This is a genomic window from Photorhabdus aballayi, from assembly GCF_026153155.1.
Classification (GTDB): domain Bacteria; phylum Pseudomonadota; class Gammaproteobacteria; order Enterobacterales; family Enterobacteriaceae; genus Photorhabdus; species Photorhabdus luminescens.
Genome location: NZ_JAPFCD010000119.1, coordinates 1 through 2,420, shown reverse-complemented (window position 1 = coordinate 2,420; position 2,420 = coordinate 1). Strand labels below are relative to the sequence as shown.

Here is a 2,420-nt window from a genome sequence, read left to right as displayed (position 1 = left end):
AATGGTGGAAATTATCCGCAGTATTTTAGGTTTAAACAGGTTGAAACACTGCCTACTGAACGTAATGCGGCTATGTTAGCTTCTTCGCAGGGGACTAAGCCGATGGGTTCGCTTGTTGCGTTTACGAGTTACGCCTGGTATGACAATTATGCAATAACAGGTATTGTGCGGGGCGGGGGCACAAACACACTCGGATATGCTGTAGACATTAACAGTCAGCGAGTATTAACAGTCTCCCCAAGCGGGGAGGTGTTACCCGCTAATTACAACAACTTTGACAGTCGTTATGACAACATACCTGTTGGTTCCCCCATCCCGTGGCCGCAACCAAATCCTCCATCAGGTTATCTTACGTGTAACGGCCAATCATTTAATAAATCTACCTATCCGAGGTTAGCCGCTGCTTATCCATCAGGTGTGCTTCCTGATTTGCGCGGTGAATTTATTCGTGGTTGGGATGATGGGCGCGGTGTTGATCCCGGTCGTGTGTGCGGCTCGTGGCAAGCCGATTTATTGGCAAGTCATAAACATGGTTATCGTGACCGGTATTATATCGAAAATATGAACAGTCTCCACAGGGCTAACAATAAGGAAGCGACACCGGCTGGGTATAACGGCAATGTTGGCTCAGATGGTACAGATACTGATAATAATAGTTTCCTATATATCGACAGCACGACATCGACGACCGGTGGCAATGAAACTCGCCCCCGCAACATCGCATTTAACTACATAGTGAGAGCAGCATAATGAATACACAAAAATATTCTTTAGAACCGGAAGCAGCAATATTAGGTAAAGATGGATTGGCAGAAAAAGCGGGTTGGCTGACAATCTACCATGCAGCACCTCATTCAAGGGAATTTATCGGCGCGACACCAGTATATCTGATGAAAGGGATAGGAATACCGGCCAATTCCTATACAGATGTTCCGACACTGCCTAAATCCGACTCTATGGCTGTTAGGCGCACAGTAGACGGAAATCATTGGGAAATTGTACCAGATTACCGTGGAAAAACAGCTTACAACACACAAACTCAATTACCACAAGAAATTACTGAGCTAGGTGAATTGCCCGAAACATTGACATTTAAGCAGCCAGCGACTCATTTTGATCGATGGGATGGTTCAAAGTGGGTGACTGATAAAGAGGCAATAAAGGACAGTGAAATTGAGCAGGCAGGGCAACTGCGTGACACACTGTGTACACAAGCTAATAAAACCATCACTTTGCTTCAATACGCTGTTGATGCTGAATTGGCTTCGGAAGAAGAACAGGCACTGTTACTTGAATGGAAAAAGTATCTGGTATTGCTGAACCGTGTTGATACTTCATTGGTCCCTGATATTAAATGGCCTGAGATGCCAGAATGATAACAATAAGGGCTGCTTATGCAGCCCGATAGCAAAAACACATATCATTATGGTTTTTTAGGCCAGTTAATGTCTGGTGCTAATGTGACATCAATACGGCTCAGTGATATTTGGTATTTTTTCCAAGCTACTAACTGTGCTTTTTCCTCATCATTTGCCATATTTAGATCCGTCGCGTCTTGTAATAGTGTGATTTGATTTGTTGCTTCAGATATTAATTGCTGTTTTTGAAATTTAGCCTGTTGCTGTAATTCTTCTTTCGTGGGGGAAGGGATATCTGCCCATTCTGGTAAACCATTTTTACCCGCTATTCGGTATTTACCCTCTGGAGGAATACTGCCAGCAAACTCAATGAAAATAGCCTCATCGACTTCTACTGCATCGTTTGGAAATGAACCAGCATTGATATAGTCTTGTTTCCATTCGACCGGATAAAATGCATTAGTTGTTGCACTGTAATAATACATAATTAATACCCCACTGCGAACCAATAATAACCCACACTAATACCAGTATTAGCATAGTCATTAGTCAATTTGAACGAAGATGGACTTAGAACAGCAGCGTAACCATTAGCTATACCACCACTGGCTCCGAGTCGATTCACTGTCAATATTACATTCACACATACATTAGAGAACCTAACTGGTAGCTGAACTGTGATAATCTCTAGTGGTTCTAGAACTCGAGTTATTCCCCACTGATAAACCACTCCAGTATCACCACATTTCCACCAACCATTAGCAGATATGTTTGCTATATTCTTATTACCTTTAGCATTAACACGACTGTCAACTTCTACTTTTGAATATGCACCTACATTTCCGGGATGGATTGAAATATTCACGGTACCGTCAAATGGCACACCCGCAATTGTTCTAGCAGTTGCTAATTTATTGGCTGCAACAGCCGTACCGCTAGCGGGTAAAGCCCCAATTTCCCCCGGTGACGGTTTGTTTACAGCACTATATACCCGAATACCCGGTGCTTCATATACTCCTTTACCAGAAACATATCCCGTTGCATCCACATTCCCATTTACAA

General features: G+C 43.1%; 4 protein-coding genes. 2 read left to right on the top strand and 2 right to left on the bottom strand.

Annotated elements, in window-relative coordinates:
• The coding region (locus OO184_RS24745; RefSeq protein WP_265381429.1) for a phage tail protein at nt 1-750 on the top strand (750 nt) is incomplete at its 5' end.
• Nucleotides 750-1,376, top strand: coding sequence for a tail fiber assembly protein (locus OO184_RS24740; protein WP_265381428.1), 627 nt, complete (start codon nt 750-752; stop codon nt 1,374-1,376). The genes OO184_RS24745 and OO184_RS24740, both read left to right, overlap by 1 nt.
• 47 nt (nt 1,377-1,423) lie before the next feature.
• On the opposite strand, the gene OO184_RS24735 is transcribed toward OO184_RS24740, so the two are convergent.
• Both OO184_RS24735 and OO184_RS24730 read right to left on the bottom strand, forming a co-directional pair.
• Nucleotides 1,424-1,843, bottom strand: a complete 420-nt coding sequence (locus OO184_RS24735) for a tail fiber assembly protein (RefSeq protein ID WP_265381427.1) — start codon at nt 1,841-1,843, stop codon at nt 1,424-1,426.
• A gap of 2 nt (nt 1,844-1,845) precedes the next feature.
• On the bottom strand, nt 1,846-2,420 hold a 575-nt coding region (locus OO184_RS24730), incomplete at its 5' end, for a gp53-like domain-containing protein (RefSeq protein WP_446500481.1).

Excerpts from the sequence above, each read along its gene's own strand:
- OO184_RS24740 (WP_265381428.1), top strand. The coding sequence starts at position 750 with ATGAATACACAAAAATATTCTTTAGAACCGGAAGCAGCAATATTAGGT.
- OO184_RS24735 (WP_265381427.1), bottom strand. The coding sequence starts at position 1,843 with ATGTATTATTACAGTGCAACAACTAATGCATTTTATCCGGTCGAATGG.